At 64.9% G+C, this 21,626-nt stretch carries 27 protein-coding genes and 1 pseudogene; 9 read left to right on the top strand and 19 right to left on the bottom strand.

The window, feature by feature from the left end:
* Nucleotides 1-335 precede the first annotated feature (335 nt).
* From HAP54_RS36075 to HAP54_RS36060, 4 genes are read right to left on the bottom strand one after another with little or no spacing between them, the layout of a single operon-like run.
* Nucleotides 336-548 carry a hypothetical protein gene (locus HAP54_RS36075; RefSeq protein WP_166295243.1) on the bottom strand — a complete coding sequence of 71 codons (213 nt, stop codon included), beginning with the start codon at nt 546-548 and terminating at the stop codon, nt 336-338.
* A 45-nt stretch (nt 549-593) separates the two neighbouring features.
* Nucleotides 594-833, bottom strand: a complete 240-nt coding sequence (locus HAP54_RS36070) for a YdeI/OmpD-associated family protein (protein WP_166295241.1) — start codon at nt 831-833, stop codon at nt 594-596.
* A complete protein-coding gene (locus HAP54_RS36065; protein WP_166295239.1) occupies nt 833-1,213 on the bottom strand; it encodes a cupin domain-containing protein in 381 nt (126 codons plus the stop codon). The genes HAP54_RS36070 and HAP54_RS36065 overlap by 1 nt, the downstream gene beginning before the upstream one ends.
* Before the next feature lie 20 nt (nt 1,214-1,233).
* Nucleotides 1,234-1,647: an SRPBCC family protein gene (locus HAP54_RS36060; RefSeq protein ID WP_166295237.1), complete on the bottom strand. Its 414-nt coding sequence runs from the start codon at nt 1,645-1,647 to the stop codon at nt 1,234-1,236.
* A gap of 263 nt (nt 1,648-1,910) precedes the next feature.
* Here HAP54_RS36060 and HAP54_RS36055 point away from each other — a divergent pair, with 263 nt between their 5' ends.
* Nucleotides 1,911-2,216, top strand: a complete 306-nt coding sequence (locus HAP54_RS36055; RefSeq protein ID WP_163150412.1) for a hypothetical protein — start codon at nt 1,911-1,913, stop codon at nt 2,214-2,216.
* A 7-nt stretch (nt 2,217-2,223) separates the two neighbouring features.
* Here the strand turns inward: HAP54_RS36055 and HAP54_RS36050 are convergent, their stop codons facing one another.
* Nucleotides 2,224-2,859: a 2-dehydro-3-deoxy-6-phosphogalactonate aldolase gene (locus HAP54_RS36050; RefSeq protein WP_166295235.1), complete on the bottom strand. Its 636-nt coding sequence runs from the start codon at nt 2,857-2,859 to the stop codon at nt 2,224-2,226.
* 13 nt (nt 2,860-2,872) lie between these two features.
* Complete coding sequence (locus HAP54_RS36045; protein ID WP_166295233.1) at nt 2,873-3,799, bottom strand: 2-dehydro-3-deoxygalactonokinase; 927 nt, start codon at nt 3,797-3,799, stop codon at nt 2,873-2,875.
* A 618-nt stretch (nt 3,800-4,417) separates the two neighbouring features.
* On the opposite strand from HAP54_RS36045, the gene HAP54_RS36040 reads away from it, so the two are divergent.
* A complete protein-coding gene (locus HAP54_RS36040; RefSeq protein ID WP_166295229.1) occupies nt 4,418-4,594 on the top strand; it encodes a hypothetical protein in 177 nt (58 codons plus the stop codon).
* 32 nt (nt 4,595-4,626) lie between these two features.
* Here HAP54_RS36040 and HAP54_RS36035 read toward each other — a convergent pair whose 3' ends face one another.
* Entirely contained in the window at nt 4,627-4,893 is a 267-nt protein-coding gene (locus HAP54_RS36035; RefSeq protein WP_175619273.1) for a hypothetical protein, read from the bottom strand.
* A gap of 135 nt (nt 4,894-5,028) precedes the next feature.
* Nucleotides 5,029-5,205, bottom strand: coding sequence for a hypothetical protein (locus HAP54_RS36030; RefSeq protein WP_165123723.1), 177 nt, complete (start codon nt 5,203-5,205; stop codon nt 5,029-5,031).
* Nucleotides 5,206-5,393: 188 nt separating this feature from the next.
* Between HAP54_RS36030 and HAP54_RS36025 the strand changes: the two genes are divergently transcribed.
* A complete protein-coding gene (locus HAP54_RS36025; RefSeq protein WP_166295227.1) occupies nt 5,394-5,615 on the top strand; it encodes a hypothetical protein in 222 nt (73 codons plus the stop codon).
* Nucleotides 5,616-5,919: 304 nt separating this feature from the next.
* Nucleotides 5,920-6,276 (top strand): DUF6481 family protein, encoded by a 357-nt coding sequence (locus tag HAP54_RS36020; RefSeq protein WP_166295225.1) that lies wholly within the window; start codon nt 5,920-5,922, stop codon nt 6,274-6,276.
* A gap of 55 nt (nt 6,277-6,331) precedes the next feature.
* Here the strand turns inward: HAP54_RS36020 and HAP54_RS36015 are convergent, their stop codons facing one another.
* Nucleotides 6,332-6,523: a pentapeptide MXKDX repeat protein gene (locus tag HAP54_RS36015; RefSeq protein WP_166295223.1), complete on the bottom strand. Its 192-nt coding sequence runs from the start codon at nt 6,521-6,523 to the stop codon at nt 6,332-6,334.
* Between the two features lie 351 nt (nt 6,524-6,874).
* Here HAP54_RS36015 and dctP point away from each other — a divergent pair, with 351 nt between their 5' ends.
* Genes dctP through HAP54_RS36000 form a run of 3 tightly spaced genes read left to right on the top strand, consistent with a single transcriptional unit; the run spans nt 6,875 to nt 9,803 of the window.
* Nucleotides 6,875-7,897, top strand: a complete 1,023-nt coding sequence (gene dctP / locus HAP54_RS36010) for a TRAP transporter substrate-binding protein DctP (RefSeq protein WP_166295221.1) — start codon at nt 6,875-6,877, stop codon at nt 7,895-7,897.
* Nucleotides 7,894-8,448 (top strand): TRAP transporter small permease, encoded by a 555-nt coding sequence (locus HAP54_RS36005; RefSeq protein WP_166295219.1) that lies wholly within the window; start codon nt 7,894-7,896, stop codon nt 8,446-8,448. The genes dctP and HAP54_RS36005 overlap by 4 nt, the downstream gene beginning before the upstream one ends.
* Complete coding sequence (locus HAP54_RS36000; RefSeq protein WP_166295218.1) at nt 8,445-9,803, top strand: TRAP transporter large permease; 1,359 nt, start codon at nt 8,445-8,447, stop codon at nt 9,801-9,803. The genes HAP54_RS36005 and HAP54_RS36000 overlap by 4 nt, the downstream gene beginning before the upstream one ends.
* Nucleotides 9,804-9,863: 60 nt before the next feature.
* On the opposite strand, the gene HAP54_RS35995 is transcribed toward HAP54_RS36000, so the two are convergent.
* Both HAP54_RS35995 and HAP54_RS35990 read right to left on the bottom strand, forming a co-directional pair.
* Nucleotides 9,864-10,013, bottom strand: a complete 150-nt coding sequence (locus HAP54_RS35995) for a hypothetical protein (RefSeq protein ID WP_166295216.1) — start codon at nt 10,011-10,013, stop codon at nt 9,864-9,866.
* A gap of 166 nt (nt 10,014-10,179) precedes the next feature.
* Entirely contained in the window at nt 10,180-10,950 is a 771-nt protein-coding gene (locus HAP54_RS35990) for an SMP-30/gluconolactonase/LRE family protein (RefSeq protein WP_224741628.1), read from the bottom strand.
* A gap of 296 nt (nt 10,951-11,246) precedes the next feature.
* Here HAP54_RS35990 and HAP54_RS35985 point away from each other — a divergent pair, with 296 nt between their 5' ends.
* Nucleotides 11,247-13,463: a lytic transglycosylase domain-containing protein gene (locus HAP54_RS35985; RefSeq protein ID WP_166295214.1), complete on the top strand. Its 2,217-nt coding sequence runs from the start codon at nt 11,247-11,249 to the stop codon at nt 13,461-13,463.
* A gap of 119 nt (nt 13,464-13,582) precedes the next feature.
* Here HAP54_RS35985 and HAP54_RS35980 read toward each other — a convergent pair whose 3' ends face one another.
* A complete protein-coding gene (locus HAP54_RS35980; protein WP_224741629.1) occupies nt 13,583-14,095 on the bottom strand; it encodes a nuclear transport factor 2 family protein in 513 nt (170 codons plus the stop codon).
* Nucleotides 14,096-14,280: 185 nt separating this feature from the next.
* Between HAP54_RS35980 and HAP54_RS35975 the strand changes: the two are divergent.
* Nucleotides 14,281-15,284, top strand: a pseudogene (locus HAP54_RS35975) (LysR family transcriptional regulator).
* Between the two features lie 47 nt (nt 15,285-15,331).
* On the opposite strand, the gene HAP54_RS35970 reads toward HAP54_RS35975, so the two are convergent.
* From HAP54_RS35970 to HAP54_RS35940, 7 genes are all read right to left on the bottom strand, one after another.
* A complete protein-coding gene (locus HAP54_RS35970) occupies nt 15,332-15,880 on the bottom strand; it encodes a GrpB family protein (protein WP_166295210.1) in 549 nt (182 codons plus the stop codon).
* Between the two features lie 42 nt (nt 15,881-15,922).
* Nucleotides 15,923-16,891, bottom strand: coding sequence for a tripartite tricarboxylate transporter substrate binding protein BugD (locus tag HAP54_RS35965; RefSeq protein WP_166295208.1), 969 nt, complete (start codon nt 16,889-16,891; stop codon nt 15,923-15,925).
* Nucleotides 16,892-16,969: 78 nt separating this feature from the next.
* The gene (locus HAP54_RS35960; protein WP_166295206.1) at nt 16,970-18,211 is read right to left on the bottom strand and encodes a threonine synthase; all 1,242 of its coding nucleotides are present in this window, start codon (nt 18,209-18,211) and stop codon (nt 16,970-16,972) included.
* Nucleotides 18,212-18,396: 185 nt separating this feature from the next.
* Nucleotides 18,397-19,818, bottom strand: coding sequence for a dihydrolipoyl dehydrogenase (lpdA, locus tag HAP54_RS35955; protein ID WP_166295204.1), 1,422 nt, complete (start codon nt 19,816-19,818; stop codon nt 18,397-18,399).
* 17 nt (nt 19,819-19,835) lie between these two features.
* A complete protein-coding gene (locus HAP54_RS35950; protein ID WP_166295202.1) occupies nt 19,836-20,078 on the bottom strand; it encodes a hypothetical protein in 243 nt (80 codons plus the stop codon).
* Nucleotides 20,079-20,246: a hypothetical protein gene (locus HAP54_RS35945; protein WP_339156790.1), complete on the bottom strand. Its 168-nt coding sequence runs from the start codon at nt 20,244-20,246 to the stop codon at nt 20,079-20,081.
* A 21-nt stretch (nt 20,247-20,267) separates the two neighbouring features.
* A complete protein-coding gene (locus HAP54_RS35940; RefSeq protein WP_166295198.1) occupies nt 20,268-21,626 on the bottom strand; it encodes a pyruvate dehydrogenase complex dihydrolipoamide acetyltransferase in 1,359 nt (452 codons plus the stop codon).

Here is a 21,626-nt window from a genome sequence, read left to right as displayed (position 1 = left end):
TATTGGAATTGTCATGGAAGATTCCGTCCAGGTCCGTTGCACACGCTGCAAGAACGTTTTTCGCGATCGCGCGAGGCGACTGCAGAACGGTTACACGCGCCAGTGCCCGAGCTGCGAGATCGTCCTGTTCTTTGATGAGGACTCGCCCGATTCAAACATCAAGCGAGTGATGCGATTGGCGCGGCGCGCACGAAAGGAACTGCGTGAAAGCGAGGGCGGGAATCCGAGAAAGGCTGCAGCCGCTCCGCGGCAATATGGCGGCCGCTCGGCATCGAACGCGCGGGGCACCGAAGAAGAGGACGGCGATTGAGCCGCCGCCACTGGTGGCAGTTCGACTAACCGCCCAGGCCGACACCGGACGAAGCATTGTCAAGCCATTGGCGGGTCGACTCATCACTCCAGCCGGGAACCGCGAAGCGCGCCCGCGGCGTCACGTCCACGAAGGAGCGAGCGGTTGCGGGTTGGCGTGCGTGGGAATGCCGCTTTGTTGCGGCGGTCGCCGAAGCGGACATGATGATCAACAGGCCAAGTGCCAAAACAATGCGCATCGCATTTTGCTCCTGACGATCATCGCGACTACGCCGAGAGTACGGTCACCTCGTCCGTTTGCTCGGCCGGTGCTCCATTCCCATGTAAACCCCGCCGGCTTTCAATTCTTCCAGCATCTGGTCGATCCGCTTGCGCTTCGTGGCGGCCCGCACGCTGCGCGCGATCCAGTACAGATAGTCGTTGCGCTGATATGGCGGGCGCTCGTTGAACGCCTGCATCAGGCCGCCGGCATCAAATTCGCGCCGGATGCTCGCCGCCATCGTCGCGCGGGGTCGTTTCAGCATCACGTCATCCGTTCGCGCGGCGCGGCGACCGCGCCTGGCGGGCGTTCGGCCTCCGGCACCAGCCATTCGGTGATGAAACGGTCGGAGGCGTGGATGTCGACTTGCAGGAGTCGGCCCGGTCCGGGATTTTCGAACGTGTGGGCCGCATTCGGCGGCGCCACTACAACCGAGCCGGCGGAGGCCTCGACGTCCCTGCCCTCGATCGTGAACCGCGCGCGTCCCTCGAGCACGACGAAGGTTTCAGCATACGGGTGCCGATGCAACGCCGGCCCCGGTCCGGGCGGCATGTCGACGACGATCACCGAGCTGTCGGATCCGCTGATCCGCCCCTCGATCTCGCTGGCAGTTCCGAGCTGCCAGACCTTGAGCGCGTCGATCATGCCGTCCTCCAATCGCCGGATCAGGACCGTCGCTTGGCTTCGACGTAACGCTTGAAATTGTCGAGCATGGCCTGCCAGCCACCGCGCTGCTGCTCGACCGAATGGGTGTCCTCGCTGTCGAAGGAGACCTGCACCTTGACGCCGCCGGCCTCGGGCGTGAACCCAACCTGGGCGGTACGATCGCCGAACGAATATTCGAGCAGCCGCGGCGCTTCAACCTTGGTGTAGGTGCCGGCGAAATCGAACCCCATGCTGCCGTCCTTGGCCTCCATCCGCGACGAGAAGGCGCCGCCGGCGCGCAGGTCGACGGTCGCGGCGGTGGTGTGCCAATCGTCGGAGGCCGCGTTCCACTGCTTGATGTCGTCGGGCGTGGTGTAGGCACGCCAGACATCCGCGATCTCCGCGGCAACGGTTGTTTCGACGGCAATCTTCATGTGCGTTCCTTCGTCCGTGTCACGTTGAGCCGATGCGCCCCGCGCGTCCGGCGGCGGCGCCGGACCGCGGACAGTCTACTAAGGCCACTCGCAGCGATCCACAAAGGCTCCCTCAGGACCAGATCGTCGCACCTGCGCGGACCGCCGTGAACATGAGGAGACCGGGCACGCCATTCAACGAACCAAATGGTGCGCGGCCGGCACAAGAATTTCGTCAGGAATGACCGTGTAAGGAAGGCGATCCAACGCCCGGAGAGGACGCCATGCGGAACCTGAACACTGTCCTGAGCAAGCTCAACGACCGCCTGCTGCGGCTCGAAGGTGAGTTGTTCGTGCTGCGATCGATCGCCCGGGCCGCCCTCACCGCCGGCGACGAGTCCGCCGTCCGCACCCGCAAACTGCTCGAAGGCGCCAAGCTTGCACTATCGGACGAGGCCGAACGGCCGCTGGACGCGGCGACCGAGAAATACGTCGCCGCAGCGATCGCGATGGTCGAGGAACTGCTCGAAAATCCCCGCGAGGCGGCGCCGCTGTTCCGCGTGATCGACGGCGGCAAGCGGGACGATTAGCACACGCCTAGCCCGCGGCTTGTACGGCCGCATCATACGCGTCGATCGTCACCTTTGCCCTGACGGCGACATCCGCGGCCGTCATGCCCGGCTTGTAAAGGCTGCTGCCGAGGCCGAAGGCGCGGACCCCCGCCTTCACATATTCAACGAAATTCTGATCCGAGACGCCGCCGACCGCCGCGATCATCAGATCCGGCGGCAGCACGGCGCGGATCGCGGTAATGCCGGAGGCGCCGAGCACGCTGGCCGGGAAGAATTTCAGGCCCGAGGCGCCCGCGCGTGCCGCGAGCAGCGCTTCGGTCGGCGAGAACACGCCGGGCATCGTGACCATCGCGTGGTCCCGGGCCCGCCGCAGCACATCGACATCGACATTCGGTGACACCATGAGGCGGCCACCGGCGTCGTGCAGGCGATCGACGTCCGCGGTGGTGAGCACCGTGCCGGCACCGATCAGGACATCGGCCGGCGCCCGCTTCACCGCGATCTCGATCGAACGGAACGGCTCGGGCGAGTTCAGCGGAATCTCGATCGCGGTCATGCCAGCCTCGAGCAACGCGCTCACAATGCCCAGGACCTCGTCCGGCTTGACGCCGCGCAGGATCGCAACCAGCGGACGCTTCATCGGCGGAAACGGAATGCTCATGCGCTGATCCCCTTCACTTCTTCCAGATCGCCACCGCTGCGCCAGTGAGCCCGCGGCGAACCGCCTCCTCCGCGTCCATGATATTGACCGGAATCGAAAGGCGTTCGAGCGCGATTTGATAGAGCTGCTGCAGGCGGCCCGATGCAATCAGCGTGACCGACGTTGCTATTTCCCGTTCCGCAAGCCCCGCCGCGAGCTCAACCCCGATCAACGTGCCCGAGATCGTCTCACGCGCCGCCTGGGCGCTGCCGCCAAACAGCAGCTGCCGGGATCGCACGCGAAACAGCAGATTGGCCGAGTGCGCCGGCGCCGCGAACGCCTCCGCGACGGCCGAGCTGAACGCATCGCCGTCAACCGCCTCCGCGGCGCCGGCGACGGCGTGTGACAGGATGGTGTCGCGTGCGATCGCGCTGAACAACTCGCCGGTCATGAAGGTCGCAAAGCGTTCGACCGTCCCGCCACGCAGGCGCACCCATTTGGAATGGGTTCCCGGCATGCAAACCAAGGCCTCGCCCGGTGCGTCGAGACCGAGCGCACCGAGCAGCTGGGTCTCTTCGCCGCGCATCACGTCGGGAATTTTGGCATCGCGCTGCGCGATCCCTGGCAATATGCGGATGTCGCGCGCCTGACCGCCGACCACGACCGCATGTGTGAGGACGTCGGAGAGATGCGCCGGCGTGTCGATATAGCCGGCCTCGACCCAGCCTTGCCGCGCGCCCGCCATGCCGCAGATCACAACCGGCAAATCGGCCGCGACGCCGAGCGCACCAAGATGGGATTGCAGAACGGACGCAAAGCCGGTCTTAGAGCCGTTCTTGGCGGCTGCCGTCATGCCCTCGTCGCTGCGGCGCTCGCCGAGCACCTGGCCTGCCGCATTGATCAGCCAGAGGCGGAAGCTGCTCGTGCCCCAATCGACCGCGACATAGCAAGGCCCGCTCATCGAGCTCTGTTCCACGCTTTCAGGTTCCGGCGCGACAACGCCGCTGCCCGGACCCGATAACGGCGTTCATCCCGCCGCGCAAGGTGCGCCGCGCGCCAGCAAATGGCGCAGGCCGTGATCGACCGGGCCGCCGACGCCATCGACGTCGCAGCACGCGCAAGCACGCCCGTCAGCCCCGGCTCGCATCAGTGAAGACGCGGATCGACTACCGCGCGCCCTTCAGCGTACAGGAGGTCGTGCAGGTCGTTACATTGCCGCGGTCACATTTGATGCAGACGTTAACGCACTGATCCATGACCTTGGGATTGTACTGACTATAAAGATTGGCCGCACAGCTGTTGGTCGATCCCGTGACCTCCGGGTCGGACCAGCAACCGGACAGTAAGAATGCTGCGGCACTGAAAATGGCGACCTTGCGCATAAGGCCTCCTGCCACGCCTAAACCTCAGTAACCTTGATGGGTTAGGTTAAATTCGGGTTTCAATTGCGACCTTATTCGGAAGCAGTATTGCTTATCCACCGGACATTTCCCCAAGGTCCGGGCCCACACCGGCAAGGCCGCCAGGCGACCCCGCCTGGCGGCTTTGTTGCCGAGCAATGCACAAGGATAGCAGCAAGATGGCCCGAAAGCCGCGCTGGTCGTTCAAGGAGGACCGACGACTGATGGAACTGGCGCGCTCCTCGAAGTCGTTGGAAGAGGTCGTGAGGGCGACCGGCCGTTCGCCGGAGCGAATCAAGAAGATGGCGATGCGCCTCGGCCTGTCGATCAAGCCGCGCAGCACCGCCAAGAAGTAACTGACCAGCCGCCGCCGGGGTGACCCGGCCGATTACGGTTCCGGACAATCGTCCTTCGCCCGCACCGGAATCGCCTCCCGCACCGGGATCGCCTTCACCTCAGCATCAGCCTCGGTCGCACGGGTGCACGTGGTCAGCACGAAGGCCACCCGGTTGCACTGCCATTCCGGCCCGAGCCCCGCGCTGGACACCGGCTCGGGCGACGCCAGCGTCAGCAATAGATACGCTACCAAAACGGCACCCGCCGCGCCTGCGGCAGCCAGTGCCGCGCCCTTTCCGGACCACAGCTTCGACATCATGGCCTTGGTTCCCGCCGATCTCTGGGGATAGATGACACTGCCCACCTGTGACTGGAATCACAATCAGGACCAAACAGTTCAGGCTGAGTCTTCACGCTGGATGTGGGGTCGATATTGCACTGCCGCAAGACAGGGTCAGCGTGCGGGCTCGATCACATTACAGTTGGTCCGGCCCGACATCAGGCAGTCCTGAAGCTTGCTCGCCGCGGTGAGCTCATGCGCGAGCCACAGACCGACTCCGAGCATGACCACTGCGACCAGCAGTCCGATCAGCGCGCCACGGCGGCTGCCACCGTCTTCGGATTCGCTCATGCTCGCTTTGGTTCCAGATTGCGCTCGTCCCACATCATGACGGTTTGCACGGTGGCGTGCGATCAATTTTGCAACAGTCGCACAATGAAATGCGCGGTTGCAGCTCGCGGCGCTGCAATTCCGTTGCGGGCTTCCGCGACTCGCGAAAAACTGCTCGCTGAAGTGGAGCGCGTGTGCGGGGCGTGCCGGTGAGCGAACAACAATCAACCTACGACTATCAGCGTTACAGGCAGCTGCTCTCGGAAGCTGTCGACGAGACCAGCCGGCTACGGCTGATCACCCTCCTGATCACGGAAAAGGCCCGCGACAGGCTGGAAGCCCAGCGCGCCTCGGACCGCAACGCGATGACCGCCGAGACGGTCGCCAGGGTTCTGGGCAACGGGCGGCGCGAGCCGTTTCAGCGCGGCTAGAGCGTTTTCGAGCGAAGTGAATGCCGGTTCGCGTGAAGAAAACGCGTCCAAACAAGAAATTGGAGCTTTGGTTCTGATTCAATCAGAACCAAAGCTCTAGACTCGTCGGCAGGTTCGGTGACCAACCACTCACCACGCCGGCACCCGTCGGGCGCAAACACGGCCGTCGGCCGTTTGCTGTGCGCTCATATCTCTTTTGCTCCACAGCCCGCTGTTCGCCACTGGCATTTTCGCCGCCGTTCACCTATTGAAGCGACGAACCGAACCCCAACCATCAACGAACAGAAAGCAGCAGGCTTCCTCTATGAGTGGCTTCAAGGAACCGGGTTTTGCCGACCGCCAAAAGGCGGCGCTGCAGGCGCGGCAAAACCTCCTCAACAAGTTTCGTACCCAGCCGGGGGCCGACGATCCGAGCGTGAAGGCGCGGGCCGAGGAGCGCGCGGCGATCGCCGAGCGCCGCGCCAAGGCCAAGGAAACCCGTGAAGCCGAGAAGGCTGAGCGGAAGCGCCGCGAGGAAGAGGCCGCCGCGGCCGAGGCGGAGCGGATCGCGCGGGAGAAGGAAGAGGAAACCGCAAGACTGGCCGCGCTCGAGGCCGAGCAGAAGGCCAAGCGTGACGCCCGCTACGCAGCGCGCAAGGAGCGCGGCAAGAAGAAGCGCTAAGGCGTAACCAGGCCCGCCACCTTGGCGGGCCTGCGAATGATGAGCAGTGGCGGCGTCAGTTCTTCTTCATGCCGTCGTCCTTCTTCATCATGCCACCATCCTTCTTCATGGCATCCTTGGACATCGTGTCTTCCTTCTTCATCGCGTCGTCCTTGCCCATCTTGTCCTGAGCGAAGGCGGCCGGCGCCAGCGCCAGGCTGAACGAGAGCAGCGCGGCGGAAAGGCCGAGGCGGGTCTTGGTGGTCATGTTGGTGATCCCTTGTGTGGTCGAATGTGAGCGCGACGACTTGCCGCTGTCTACTCGACGCACTTGCGCTGGCCGTTGTTACCTCCAATAACAAATTCTTGAAGAATCGCGGCGCGGACGCCCGACGGTTCGTCACGTGAGGGTTGGAGTGGCGACGCGGGCGCAGTGTGCGCCGCAACAACGCCAGGACTTGCGACCAGGACTTGCGACCAGGACTTGCGGCCACATGTCGGCTCGCACTATCAGGGCGCCTCGAACTATCAGACTAGAGAATGTTCAGGTGAAGACCGGCTAAGCTGAAGCGCCGCGCCGGCCTAACAGCCACTCAAGAAGCTCTCAGGGGAAAAAACCATGCTCACACGCCGCCACGTCCTCGCTTCCGCCCTCGCCGCTCCCGCCGTCCTGCGGATGGGCATCGGCACCGCGCATGCCGCGACCACCCTGAAGATCTCGCACCAGTTCCCCGGCGGCACGATCGACAAGGGCGACTTCCGCGACCGGCTGTGCCGGATGTTCGCAGCCGAGATCGCCAAGCGTTCCGGCGGCGAGCTCGCCGCCGAGGTCTATCCGAACTCGTCGCTGATCAAGACCAACGCGCAGTTCTCGGCGATGCGCAAGGGTGCGCTCGATCTCAGCCTCTATCCGATGCCCTATGCCGGCGGCGAATTGCCGGAGACCAATATCGGCCTGATGCCGGGCCTGGTCACGACCTACGACCAGGGCCTGCGCTGGAAGAAGGAGCCGGTCGGCAAGGCATTGAGCGATTTCCTCGCCGACAAGGGCATTCTTTTGATCTCCTGGGTCTGGCAGGCCGGCGGCGTCGCCAGCCGCTCCAAGGCGATCGTGGCCCCCGAAGACGCCAAGGGCCTGAAGGTGCGCGGCGGCTCGCGCGAGATGGACATGGTGCTGCAGACCGCCGGCGCCGCCGTGCTGTCGGTGCCGTCCAACGAGCTCTACGCCGCGATGCAGACCGGCGCCTGCGACGCCGGCATCACCTCCTCCACGAGCCTGATCTCGTTCCGCCTCGAGGAGGTCGCGAAGTCGCTGACCTCGGGCGCCGGCGCCTCCTACTGGTTCATGCTGGAGCCGCTGATGATGTCGAAGGCGATCTTCGACAAGCTGCCGAAGAACCAGCAGGACATCATCCTCGCTGTTGGCACCGAGCTCGAGGCGTTCGGCCGCAAGGGCGCGCAGGACGACGACACCGAGGTTACCAAGGTCTACGAGAAGGCCGGCGCCAAGGTCAGCGTCCTCGATGCCGCCATTGTCGGCAAGTGGCGCGACATCGCGCGCGACACCGCCTGGAAGGACTATGGCGCCAAGACGGCGACGTCAGCCAACCTGCTGAAGCTCGCAAGCGACGTCGCCGCATGATCCATGGTCCGGTCGCGGATCAGGACGAAAGCGCAAGCCTGGCCGCGGGCAACACGCCCGTAGCCATGCTTGAGCGCGCGCTGTCGGTCTGCAACAACATCATCGTGGTGTTCGCCGCGCTCGCTCTGATCGCGGCCTGCGCGATCCTGAGCTACAGCGTGCTCGGCCGCGCCGTGTTTCACATGGCAAACTACTGGCAGGACGAGGCTGCCGTGTTCCTGCTGGTCGGCGCCACCTTCATGACCGCGGCCTATGTGCAGAGCCAGCGCGGCCATGTCAGCATCGAGGCGTTCGTCGGCCTGCTCTCGCCGCGGGCCAACAGCATCAGGCTGTGGCTGGTCGACGTCGCCAGCTTCGCGTTCTGCGCCTTCTTCGCCTGGAAGTCCTGGACCCTGGCGCATGAGGCCTATGTCGACGGCCAGGTGTCCAACTCGATGTGGTCGCCGCCGCTCGCCATCCCTTATGTGCTGATGGCACTGGGCATGACGCTACTCTGCGTGCAGATCCTCTTGCAAATCATCCTTCCGTTGACCGGTGGCGCGCGCCGATGACCGTGTTTGGTATTGGCATCTCCTACGGACTTGCCACTTTGTTTGCGATGTTCTCCGGCATGCCGATCGCGTTCGCGCTCGGCGCGGTCGCGGTCGTGTTCATGGCGATCTTCATGCCGGCGGCCTCGCTCGATACGGTGACGCAGAACGTCTACGAGGAGATGGCCTCGATCACGCTGCTATCGATCCCGCTGTTCATCCTGAAGGGTGCGGCAATCGGCAAATCGCGCGCCGGCCAGGATCTCTATTCGGCGCTGCATGCCTGGCTGCACCGCGTGCCTGGCGGCCTCGGCGTCGCCAACGTGTTCGCCTGTGCGCTGTTCGCGGCGATGGCCGGCTCCTCGCCCGCGACCTGCTCGGCGATCGGCTCGGCCGGCATCCCGGAGATGCGCAAGCGCGGCTATTCCGGCGGCTTTGCCGCCGGAATCATCGCCGCCGGCGGCACGCTCGGCATTCTGCTGCCGCCGTCGATCACGATGATCCTGTTCGCCGTCGCCGCCGAGAAATCGCTGGGGCGGTTGTTCCTCGCCGGCATCGGCCCCGGACTGCTGCTCGTGACGCTGTTCGGCGTCTACGCCGTGTACCGCTTCCGCAAGGAATACGCCATGGCGCGCGCCGTCTATGACGCGACCGGCAAGGACGCCGCGATCCTGCAGCACGACGAATTCACCATGGCCGAGCGCTTCAGCGCACTGCCGCGCGTGATCCCGTTCGTGCTGCTGTTGACCGGCGTCATGATCGCGCTCTATGGCGGCTACGCCACGCCGTCGGAAACCGCCGGCCTCGGCGGGCTCTTGGCGCTGGCGCTGATCGCGGTGATCTACAGCGTGTGGAAGCCGAGCGACCTGTCGCCGATCCTGAAATCGACCATCCGCGAATCCACCATGCTGATGCTGATCATCGGCATGTCGCTGCTCTATTCCTATGTGATGAGCTATCTGCACATCTCGCAATCGGCGGCGGAGGCGATCGTCGCGATGCACCTGCCGCGCTGGGAGTTGCTGTTCGCGATCCTCGTGATGGTGATCGTGCTCGGCTTCTTCCTGCCGCCGGTCTCGATCATCCTGATGACCGCGCCGATCATCCTGCCGCCGCTTCGTGCGGCCAATTTCGACATCATCTGGTTCGGCGTCGTCATGACGATCGTGATGGAGATGGGCCTGATCCATCCGCCGGTCGGCCTCAACATCTTCGTCATCCGCAACGTCGCGCCGGACATCCCGTTGAGCGAGGTGATCTGGGGCACGCTGCCGTTCGTGCTGCTGATGATGTTCGCGGTGCTGCTGCTCTGCTTCTTCCCGGAGATCTCGACCTGGCTGCCAAATCTGGTGATGGGGCCGGACGGCGGACGCTAGATCGTCTTCGAGCGAAGCGGATACCGGCTCGCGTGGGGCAAACGCGTCAAGACAGGCGCCTCAGGCCGCCGCCTGCTCGCTTGCGGTTTCCCTTGCCGCCAGCGCCTTCTCGATCCGGCGGATCATTAGCGCCGTCGGACGCCCCTCCCGCTGCAGCCGGCGGAGCTCGTTCCATAGCCTGATGATGTCGCGGTCTCTCTCGGCGTCCATGGGCGCTCCTCCCGGAGCGCACCAATCTGAACGAAACGAGAACATAATTCAAGACCAAAGCGAACCGTCTTGCCGAACGGGGAGCAGCTCAGGGATAGCCGTCACCTGGCGTGTCGACCTCGCCCACATCGATGCGCGACACCGATTTGCCCTTCCGCAGTTCCTCCTAGGACGTCTCCGCGCTAAGGCAGAACAGCGTCCGGCGGTCGGCACCGCCGAGCGCACAGGCAAGCGCGCGGCGGCCGGCGACGCCGATACGCTCACGCTCCACACCATCGCGATCGATCCGAACAAAGGCATCTTCCGTGAACGACGCGACCCAGACCGCGCCGTCGCGATCAAGGCAGATGCCGTCGGGATCGTTGATGCGGCCGAGCCGCCCGCGCAGATGCAGGCTGCCGTCCGCCGCGATGTCGTAGTCGGCGAGGCAGGCGCCATCCATTTCGGCGACGACGAGCCGACGATGGTCGGAGGAAACCGCAATGCCGTTGGGAAAGCGCAAGCCGTCCGCGACGATGCGGGCGCTGCCGTCAGGCATCACGAGGATGATCCGGCCGACGGCGCCGCGGCCCTCCGGCGGCGGCAGGTTGAAGCCGAGGTCACCGACATAGGCGCGCCCCTGGCCGTCGATGATCATGTCGTCGATCGTGCCGGTCGCGACCTCAGAGAGATCGGCATAGAGCGACGGTGCGCCATCAGAAAACCGCAGCAGCCGCTTCCTGAACATCGTCAGCACGACGATGTCGCCGTCAGGCAGCACGCCGAGACCACAGGGCGTGTCGTCGGTCACCGCCGCGTGCTGCTGCAGCTCGCCCGACGGGCTGATGCTGAGCTGCGTCCGCGCCATGCAGTCGACGAACCAGAGCCGCCCGCGATGCCAGCGCGGGCCCTCGAAATAGCGGCCGCCGTCATGGATGGTGGTGAGGCGAGCGGTCATGACCGACCGGCCGGCAATAGCTGTTCTATCAGTGACATCGGTCCCCCACGGCGCGTTCTGTCGCGAGGATACAACCCAGGAGGGATAGGTCAAAGCGTGTGGCGGCCGCGCCTCACTGCCCGAGAGAACCCCGGTTCCCGCGGGTTCCACACGTCACATTCCATATTTCGCCGTGTTTTCCCTGTTGAGTTGCAGCAGCGTTAACACTCGAGAATCGAGGGTAGTGGTAATTTGCGGCCGTTGTGCCGTGTACGACGCGTTCCGTTTGTGCCTGATGGTTTCAGGGGGGCCAGGGAATGAACCGTTGCCTACGTCCGCTGGCGTGTTTCGCCACCGCCGCCGCGCTTGCGCTGCTTCCGGTCCAGGCGACCGCCAAGCCGCATCACCAGCACCAGGCCAAGAGCGGCCACGCCGACAAGAAGGCGCACGGTGCCAAATCCGCACGCGAGAGCACCTCCGGCAAGCGCCGGCATGCCAGGCACGGCGCCGACAAACGCAAATCGGCCAAAACAAAATCGAGCACCAAAACTGCGACCTCGAAGGTATCAGAGCCCGAGAAACCCGCTGGGCCGCAATTGTTAGGCGATCTCGCCACTATCAGGGACGCGATCGTTGCTGCACGCAGGGGCAAGACCAGCGAGGCGACCGATATCCAGGCGAAGATCACCGACCCGGTCGGGCGGAAGCTCGTCGAGTGGTATCTACTGCGCCACTCCGAGTCGAACGCGCCCTACAGCCGCTATGCGGCGTTCGTCACCACCAACCCGGACTGGCCAAGCGTCACGCTGCTGCGCCGCCGGGCCGAGGCACGGATTTGGCAGGAGCGCAGCGATCCGGCCACGGTGCACGGCTTCACCCTCGATCAGCCTGTTAGCGCCAAGGGCAAGTTCGCGCTCGCCCGCACGCTGCTCGCCGAAGGCGACCGCGACGGCGCCACCAAGCTGGTGCGCGAGGCCTGGCGCTCGGAGGATTTGTCCGACCGCACCGAGAGCGACGCCTATGACGCATTCAAGGACCTGCTGACGCGCGACGATCATCGCGCGCGCATGGACAAGCGGATCGGTGCCAAGGACCTCGCCGCCGCCAGGCGCGCGGCGCAGCGGCTCGGCAGCGATGAGCTGGCGATCGTGAAGGCGTGCGGCGCGGTTCGCGGACAATCCAGCAAGGCAGAAGACGCACTCAACGACGTGGCGGCCGATGCCCACAGCGACCTCGGCTACACGCTGTGCCGGATCCAGTGGCTGCTTGCGAAGAACAGGATCGACGATGCAGCGCGCGTGACGATCGCAGCCGCGCCCGAGACGATGGCGCAGCAGGACACCGACCAATGGTGGCGCGAGCGTCGCATCCTCTCCCGTAAGCTGCTCGACCAGGGCCAGTACCAGACCGCCTATGACGTGATCCGCCCGGCGGCGGCGCCGGACAACCCCTATTACCGCTCCGACATGCACTTCATGCGCGGCTGGATCGCGCTGCGTTATCTCAACGACGCCAAGACCGCCGCGGCGCATTTCGCGCGGATCGACGAGGGCCAGACCAATCCGACCGTGCTGGCGCGTGCCGCCTATTGGCGCGGCCGCGCCGCCGAGGCACTCGGCAACACCGCGGCAATGCGGGCCGACTACCAGGCCGCCGCGCGTTACCCGACCGCCTATTACGGTCAGCTCGCACTGGCCAAGCTCGGCCGTGACGGCGTCGAGCTGCGCGCGCCCTCGCCGGCAGCGAGCGCCGGCAGCACCGCCACCGACGAGCGGGTCCGCGCCGCCGACATGCTCTATGCGATCGGCGAGCCCGACATCGTGCTCTATTTCGCCGCAGACCTCGCCGAGGAAAGCACAGATGTCGGAATGCTCGAGGCGCTCGGCGAGCTCGCCGGCCGCCGCAACGATGCCCGCGCCATGCTGCAGATCGGTAAGATCGCGCTCGGCCGCGGCTTTGCCTTCGACCATTACGCCTTCCCGGTCATCGGCATTCCCAAGCACACCCCGATCGCCCCCGATATCGGACGCAGCATGACCTACTCGATCGCGCGCACCGAAAGCGCATTCGACCAGCGCGACAAGTCGCCGGCCAACGCGGTCGGCCTGATGCAGGTGACGCCGGAGGCCGGCCGCGACACCGCAAAGCGTTTCGGCGTCAGCTACGACTGGAGCAGGATGGTCTCCGATCCCGTCTACAACACCCAGATGGGTGCGGCCGAATTGAGCGCGCTGCTGTCGGAATATCGCAACTGCCACATCATGACGTTTGCCGGCTACAACGCCGGCCGCGGCCGCGTCCGCGACTGGGTCAAGGCTTATGGCGACCCGCGCGATCCCAACGTCGATCCAGTCGACTGGGTCGAGCGGATTCCGATCTCGGAGACGCGCAATTACGTGCAGCGCGTGATGGAGAATTTCGCGGTCTATCGTGTGCGCTTCGATGACGCCGGAACCGCGGTGGCCAAGAACGAAGCGCGTGTCGTGACGCAGGAGACCAATGCGGAGCCGGCGGCTACAACGCCGCCACAGTGAGATTAACGGACGGCCTCGCACAATCGTCATTGCGAGGAGCGCTAACGGCGAAGCAATCCCTGCCTCCACAAGCGGCAAGCTTCAGCGGACATGCGGCTTCGCTGGCAATGTGGCGGGCTTCAGCCACGGGCCAGCGCAGCCGCTTGCTCCAAGCTGATGCGATGCACAAGCGGATCGGCGTGTCGATGCACCAGGTGCCAGTCGGCGTCACTCCGACGGTAAACCAACGTCACGCGCAGCGACCAGTCCTGGTCGGGCAGGCCACCGACCTCGCCATGCTGTCGCTCGATCATCGAAAGCACAATGATGTCGCGCGACGCGTAGGACTTCACCAATTCCAGTTTCGTTTCTCCTCCCTTGAAGTATCCGGCAAGCCTCGCGATGTGCTCGGGGCTGGGATCGAATCCTTCCGAGGGGGAGCCGCCGAATGGCTGCATCAAGGTAAAGTCGTCACCGTGCTTGATCAGGCCAAGATAGGTGGTCGTGTCGCCGCGCATGAACGCTGACATCGCTTGCTCGGTGCGCCGGATGAGTTCAGCGAGGGCGTGGTGAGCGACGTCCTCCGCCCGGCTTGGTGTGCGCTCGTCCGCCGCAGCGTGAACCGCCAGCGGCAGCGCGAGTGCCGCCGCCACTGCTAGCCGCCTGCAAATCCGATCCGATCTGCTCCCTTGAGAGGATTTGTTGTTGCGGTCCGCCCCGCCATATACTGGATGGAACATCGAAGAATTCCTCATTGATTTCAGCGCCTTGGATATTCTGCACCTGACAAGACTTCTCACTTCGTCTGACCTGAATCCAGTGATATGATTTCAGCGACATGCTGAATGAAATTGATCTTTCCCGTACCGATCTCAATCTGCTGGTCCTGTTCGAGATCGTCATGGAGGAGCGTCATGTCGGCCGATCGGCCGAGCGATTGAACCTGTCGCCGTCGGCCGTCAGCCACGGGCTTGGACGTCTGCGCACGCTGCTTAGCGATCCCTTGTTTCTCAAGACGCCGACGGGCGTCGTTCCGACCGACCGGGCGACCGAACTCGCCGCGCCGATTTCGGAGATACTCGCCCGCGTCAAAGCTGTGATCGACAGTGTCGAACCTTTCGACCCCGCGCGCTCGTCACGCCGCTTCACGATTGGTGCCCCTGACGGCGGTCATCGGTCTTCCTGTGGCAGCTGCCCCACGACTTGCCCACGCTGGCGCCGCGCATCGATATCTGCATTCGCCAATTGCTGCCGCGGCAAGGCCAGCCTGTACCGAGCTTCGCCTGGAGCGACGCGCTCGCCGAGCTCGACAACCGTGCCATCGACATCGCGGTCATCCCCCTCGGAGACGTCCCCGCACGCTTCACGACGCGCACGCTTTATGAGGACGACTTCGTCATCGCGATGCGGGCCGGCCATCCGCTCGCAGCCAATCCCACTCCGGCAAACTACTACGCGTCGCGGCATCTCGTGGTTTCGCACTCCGGCGATCCGCATGGCTTCGTCGACGTTGCGCTGGCGGAGCGCGGCTTGTCGCGCCGGATCTCGCTGACCGTTCCGAATTTCATGTTCGCCCTCGCCGTCATCGCCGAGACCGACCTGGTCTCGGCGATTCCACGCCGGTTCGCCGCCATGCACGGCTCCCGCTTCGGCGTGACCTACGTCGATGCGCCGATCGCCCTGCCCCGCTTTGACATCACCTTGGTCGTGCCAAAAGTTGCGATGATGGATGCGGGCGTGGCGTGGCTCGTCAGCACGCTGGCGCAGTTCAGCCCGTCCGCGCCCGCGAGCAGTGGCGAGCGGGTCGTGACCCAGGGGACAAATGCAGCGTCGGCGCAGTGAGCGTCGTCGTCATTGCCGTGGTCGCGCGACTGCGCGCGATCGAGGGATCACTGGCCTCGCTCGGCGCGCCAGGCCAGCGCCCGGGCGGTGGTCGCTTCAACGAACGCGCTCTTGCCGTTGCGATACGCGGCGATGTCGTCCCTGGACGTGCAGGCGAGTTCGCGCTTGACGTCCGCGTAGGCGCGCGCGGCCTCGGGATGGGTGCGGAGATAATCGCGAAACAAAATCAGTTGCTGCCAACGCGGGTGGGACAGCGGCATCACGTGGACATGGTGGGTCCAGGGCCCGGGCGGTCCCTTGCGGAAGAACAGTTCGCCCGGCAGCCATGACTCGTACTGCGGCAAATAGATATAGCCGAGCGTGGCCATCGGCTCGACATAGCGATGTTGCGCGTCGTCAAAATTTGGCACACCAACCAGCAGATCGATGATGGGTTTGGACGGCAACCCCGGCACCGCCGTGCTGCCGATATGCTCGACGGCGAGCGCAAGACCTCCGAGCGCAGCCTGGATCCTCGCCCGCTCCTCATCGAACAACGCCGGCCAGTTAGGATCATAGGCGGAGACAACGATCGCCCCTGCGCCGTATTTCTCCATGAGCTGTCCTTATCGTATGCGTGCCTGAATCGCCAACGGTGCTCAATCCACCTTCACATTGGCGGCCTTGATCATCGGCCACCATTTTGCGATTTCCGCCTTCTGCCAGGTGCCGAGCGCTTCCGGCGTGAGCTGATCCTTCGGCGGCATCTGCAGGCCGAGATTCTCGAGCTGCTTCTGCACGGCGGGGTCGGCCAATGCCTCGACCGCGGCGGCGTTGAGCTTGGCCACGATCTCCTTCGGCGTGCCCTTCGGCACCCAGAGGCCGGACCACAGCGTCATGTGGAAGCCCGGCAGGCCAGCCTCATCGACGGTCGGGACGTCGGGCGCATTGGCGACGCGTTTGGAATCGGTGACCGCATAGGCGCGGATATTGCCGGCACGGACCTGATTGATCGAGTTCGAGGTCTGATCGACGATGATGTCGATCTGGCCGGCGACGAGGTCGTTCAGCGCCGGCCCGGTGCCGCGATACGGCACGTATTGCAGCTTGATGCCGGAGACGTTCTCGAAATAGAGCCCGGCGATATGGCTGCCGCTGCCGGCGCCGGCGGTGCCCGCGGTCGGCGGCGCCGGCCGCGACTTCAGCCACTCCAACAGCTCCTTCAGCGACTTCGCCGGCACGGCGTTCTTGCTGACGATGATCATCGGATTGCTCGGCAGCAGCACCACGGGCTCGAGGTCAGCGACGAGGTCGTAGCCGAGCTTGTAGATCGCGCCGTTCGCGACATGGGTGCCGAGATGGCCGAACGAGACGGTGTAGCCGTCGGGCGCCGCGCGCACCGCGCGGCCGACGCCGATCGAGCCGCCCGCTCCGGTCACGTTCTCGATCAGCAGCACCTCGCCGAGCGACTGCTTCATCCGCTCGCCGAGGATGCGCGCCATCGCATCCGACGGACCGCCGGCAGCGAACGGCACGACGATGGTGATCGGGTGCGCGGGATAGGTTTCCGCGGAACTGGCCCCCGTGAACGCCAACATCGTCAACACGGCCAAAACCAGCTTCCGCATCACGCTCTCCCTCAATCTTCTTTGTTGTATCATTTTTGAAGGGCCACCTTTCGACAAGATGGCCCTTCGGATGAGGCGTCAGAACTGCGCGAAGTCGATCGGCTTGTGCCGGTCCAGCGTGCGGGTGACCGGTGGCAGCGGGTATTTCAGGCCGCTGGCGCAATTGAACAGCATCACGCGGTCGCTCTTCGAGACGCGGCCGTCGGCGAGGCTCTGCTTGTAGGCGGCATAGGTCGCGGCGCCCTCTGGGCAGAGCAACAGCCCCTCCTCGCGCGCGACCTCGTTGAGCGCCGCGGTGATCTCGTCGTCGTCGACGGCGATCGCGAATCCCTTGCTGTCGCGCACCGCGCGCAAAATGAGGAAGTCGCCGATCGCCTGCGGCACGCGGATGCCGGAAGCGATGGTGTGGGCGTCCTCCCAGCGCGCCGCATGCTCGGTGCCGGCCTCATAGGCCCGCACCATCGGCGCGCAGCCGGAGGCCTGCACCGCGACCATGCGCGGGCGCTTTGATCCGATGAAGCCTATCTTCTCGAGCTCGTCGAACGCCTTCCACATGCCGATCAGGCCGGTGCCGCCGCCGGTCGGATAGAAGATCACGTCGGGCACGTCCCAGCCGAGCTGCTCGGCGAGCTCGAGTCCCATCGTTTTCTTGCCCTCGATCCGGTACGGCTCCTTCAAGGTCGAAGTATCGAACCAACCGACCTTTGCCTTACCCTCGCCGACGATCTTGCCGCAATCGTCGATATAACCGTTGACGCGGTAGACGGTGGCGCCCTGCAGCTCGATCTCGCTGACATTGACCTCCGGCGTATCGGCCGGGCAGAAGATCGTGGTCTTGATGCCGCAGGAGGTGGCGTAGGCGGCCAGCGCCGCGCCGGCATTGCCGTTGGTCGGCATCGCCATGTGCTTGATGCCGAGCGCCTTGCCCATCGACACCGCCATCACGAGGCCGCGCGCCTTGAACGAGGCGGTCGGCAACCGCCCCTCATCCTTGACGATGATCTCGCCGCCGCCAAGCTTGGCAGAAAGCCTCGGCAACCGGATCAGCGGCGTCGTGACTTCGCCGAGGCTGACGATGTCCTTGCATTTTCGCACTGGCAGCAGCTCGCGGTAGCGCCACAAATCGGCCGGCCGCTGGGCCAGCGCGTCCTTCGTCAGCGCCTTCTTCACCCCGGCCAGATCGTAGCGCACCAAGAGCGGCTTGCCGGCCTTGGACAGGTTGTGCACCTGGTCGGCGGGATAGTGATCGCCCTCCATCGCGCATTCGAGGTGGGTGACGAAAGTCGGGCGTTCGATGGTGAGGTTGTCGTTGTCTTTCACTGGATCTGCTCTTTCTTGTTCTTTGTGAATTCTTCACTGCCGGACCCGTCACCCTGAGGAGGCCGCGAAGCGGCCGTCTCGAAGGGCGACAGGCCCCGCTGCTCGATCCGGGCCGTGCATCCTTCGAGGCTCGCTGCGCTCGTACCTCAGGATGACGGGAGTTCTATCTGCGACGCGTCCGCTTGTTAGATATTCAGCACACGCCCGTAGGCGTCGAGCACCGCTTCCTTCATCATTTCCGACAAGGTCGGATGCGGGAAGACGGTGTGCATCAATTCCTCTTCCGTGGTCTCCAGATTCATCGCCACCACATAGCCCTGGATCAGCTCGGTGACCTCGGCGCCGATCATGTGGGCGCCGAGCAATTGCCCGGTCTTCTTGTCGAACACCACCTTGACGAGGCCCTGATCCTCGCCGAGCGCGATCGCCTTGCCGTTGCCGACGAACGGGAAGCGGCCGACGCGGATCTCGCGGCCGCCTTCCTTGGCCTTGGCTTCGGTCAGGCCGACGGAAGCGACCTGCGGGTTGCAATAGGTGCAGCCCGGGATCAGCAGCTTGTCCATCGGATGCGGATGCAGGCCCTTGATCGCCTCGATGCAGATCACGCCTTCATGCTCGGCCTTGTGCGCGAGCATCGGCGGTCCCGCGACGTCGCCGATCGCGTAGATGCCGGGGACGTTGGTCTTGCCGAGGCCGTCGATCACGATGCAGCCGCGGTCGGTTTTGACGCCGAGCTTCTCCAGTCCGAGATTCTCGATATTGCCGACCACGCCGACCGCCGAAATCACGCGCTCGAACTCTACCGCTTGCGGCTTCTCCTTGCCGTCGTCGATGGTCGCAACGACGCTGTCGGCCTTCTTCTCGAGTTTTGTCACCTTGGTCGAGGTGAGGATCTTGATCCCCATCTTCTCGAAGCGCTTGCGCGCGAGGCCCGCGATCTCGGCGTCCTCGACCGGGAGGATCTGCGGCAGCACCTCAACCACGGTGACGTCGGCGCCCATGGTGTGGAAGAACGAGGCGAACTCGATGCCGATCGCACCCGAGCCGACCACCAAAAGCGACTTCGGCATCCGCTCCGGTACCATCGCCTCGAAATAGGTCCAGATCAGCTTTCTGTCGGGCTCGAGCCCGGGCAGCACGCGCGGCCGCGCGCCAGTCGCGATGATGATGTGCTTGGCCTGATAGCTGCCCTCGCCGCTCGCGCCCTTCGGCGCCTCGACCGCCGACTTCTTCACCGTGATCTTGCCGGGCGCATCGATCGTCGCATCGCCCCAGATCACCGTGACCTTGTTCTTCTTCATCAGGAAACCGACGCCGTCATTGAGGCGCTTCGAGACGCCGCGCGAGCGCTGCACCACCGCCTTCGGATCGAACGAGACGTTGTCGGCCGACAGCCCGTAATCCTTGGCATGCTGCATGTAGTGGTAGATCTCGGCCGAGCGCAGCAGTGCCTTGGTCGGGATGCAGCCCCAGTTCAGGCAGATGCCACCGAGATAGGATTTCTCCACGATCGCGGTCTTGAAGCCGAGTTGCGCGGCGCGGATCGCTGTCACGTAGCCGCCGGGGCCGGAGCCGATGATGATGACGTCGAAAGATGTGTCGGCCATGGCGGCTCCCGTTCAACTCAACCTGTGGCGCCGCGGGCGCGGCTTCTTGCGATCAATGTCCTGACCAGCCATTCGAGCCCGACCACCACGGCCATGATGGCCAGGGCCGTCAGCACGATGGGCTGGGCGATGTTCCGCGCCAGCTGTTCGCCGGCGAAGAACGCGGAGTGCAGCAAATCCAGCCCGACCGGATTGCACACCAGCGCGGCCGACAGCAGCAGTGAGATCCAGGGCCAGCGCGTGCGAACCGTGCCGGTCATTTACCCGTACTCCCGCCATACCGCACCGAGGAACACGGACCACGCCAGCGCCAGCACAGCGGCGCCGATCATCATGATCCTGAACTGGATCGTCGATATCAGGTCGCGGTTGACCGCGACGAGCAACGCGACGGCGATGGCGGCGAGCAGGACGTACGGACCTGACATCACGTACATGGCTGATGCCCGTCACACCATCATCATCACGGGATTCTCGATCAGCTGCATGAAGGCGCCGATCAGCTCGGCGCCGAGCGCGCCGTCGATGGCGCGGTGATCGCACGACAGGGTCACGCTCATGATGTGCGCGATCTCGATCTTGCCGCCGCGCACCACCGGACGCTCCTCCGAGGTGCCGACCGCGAGGATCGAGGCGTGCGGCGGATTGATCACCGCGGTGAAGTGGTTGATGCCGTACATGCCGAGGTTGGACACCGCGGTGGTGCCGCCCTGATATTCTTCCGGCTTCAGCTTGCGGGCGCGGGCGCGCGCGGCAAAATCCTTCATCTCGTTGGAGATGGTCGAGAGCGTCTTGGTCTCGGCCTTGCGGATGATCGGCGTGATCAGGCCGCCCGGCATCGCGACCGCGACGCCGACGTCGGAATGCTTGTGCTTGACCATGCCGCCTTCGGTCCAGCTCACATTGCAGTTCGGAATCTTCTGCAGCGCGACCGCCATCGCCTTGATGACGAAGTCGTTGACCGAGATCTTGTAGAGCGGCTTCTTCTCCTTGTCCTTCGGTGCTGACGCGTTGATCTCCTCGCGCGCGGCGAGCAGCTTGCCGATATCGCAGTCGATGGTGAGGTAGAAGTGCGGGACGTTCTGCACCGAGGCGGTGAGACGCTGCGCAATGGTGCGGCGCATGCCGTCATGCGGCACGATTTCGTAGGAGCCCGGCTCGAACAGCGCGAGGATCTGCTTGTCGGACATCGACGGTGCGATGCTTGGCCCCGCGGCGGCGGGCGCGGCCGCCGGCGCCTTCAGGCCCTTGCCGGACTTGGCCTCGTCGACGTCGCGCGCGATGACGCGGCCGTGCGGACCGGTGCCGGTGATGCGCCCGAGATCGATGCCGGCTTCTCTTGCCAACCGGCGCGCCAGGGGCGACGAGAAGACGCGGGCGTGACCGTTGGCCTGCGCGGCCGGCTGAGGCGCCGCTGCGGGGGCTGCGGCCGGCTGCGGTGCGGGCGCAGCCGCCGGTGCGGGAGCCGCAGCAGGCGCGGCCTGCGCGACGGGCTTCGGTGCTTCGGCGGGCTTGGCCGCCGGGGCAGCGCCACCGCCGGCGCTGGCCGCCGCCTTCACGTCCTCGCCGTCTCCGGCCATCACCGCGATGACGTCGTTGACCGGCACGTCCTGCGTACCCTCGGGCACCAGGATCTTGGCGATCGTGCCTTCATCGACCGCCTCGACTTCCATCGTCGCCTTGTCGGTCTCGATCTCCGCGATCACGTCGCCGGACTTGACCTTGTCGCCCTCTTTCTTGAGCCACTTGGCGAGATTGCCCTTTTCCATCGTCGGCGACAGCGCGGGCATGAGAATATTGATCGGCAT

The sequence above is a fragment of the Bradyrhizobium sp. 2S1 genome, assembly GCF_011516625.5.
GTDB lineage: Bacteria > Pseudomonadota > Alphaproteobacteria > Rhizobiales > Xanthobacteraceae > Bradyrhizobium > Bradyrhizobium septentrionale.
The sequence above is the reverse complement of the archived record's forward strand: the minus strand, read 5'-3'. Positions and strand labels throughout refer to the sequence as shown.